This is a genomic window from Oleiphilus sp. HI0132, assembly GCF_001635845.1.
The window spans coordinates 1-435 of record NZ_LWGJ01000944.1 but is presented as its reverse complement, the minus strand read 5'-3'; the positions used below and the strand labels follow the sequence as shown (position 1 = coordinate 435).

The window sequence follows — 435 nt, the reverse complement described above, 5'->3', positions numbered from 1 at the left end:
ACTTGGGATAATAAGCCAATCCATATTGATGGTAAGCATTCGCCCAAGCATGGTCAAAGACGTATTCACCATAGCTATGCTGCTTAACATAGCTAGGAACAGCGGCGACCAATGTATCGCCCTGATAAGCCATGAGGTGATGCACCAACCATCCTGAGCATCCACCAACCGCTTGTGTTTTTTCCAAGGCATCGAGAAAGTGGTAGCGCACAAAGGGGTAGCCCTCACCTGCCAAGGAATTCCAGGCCTGCTCTCCCACCTCAGCAATTGAGGTGACGTAACGGAACTCAATAGTCATCCTGTTGCCACACTTATTTAGCTGAAAGCAAAGTATCCAATACTTTGTCTACGTGCTCAAACATCGTTTGTTGCGCGCTTTCCGTCGGATGAATACCATCGTCTTGCATCATACCTTCAACACCAGCAACCCCTTCC

1 protein-coding gene is annotated in these 435 nt (G+C 48.3%); it reads right to left on the bottom strand.

Going from position 1 to position 435, the window contains the following annotated elements; all coding sequences use genetic code 11:
* On the bottom strand, window positions 1-298 hold a 298-nt coding region (locus A3766_RS10585; RefSeq protein WP_197479524.1), incomplete at its 3' end, for a peptidogalycan biosysnthesis protein.
* Window positions 299-435: the final 137 nt, after the last annotated feature.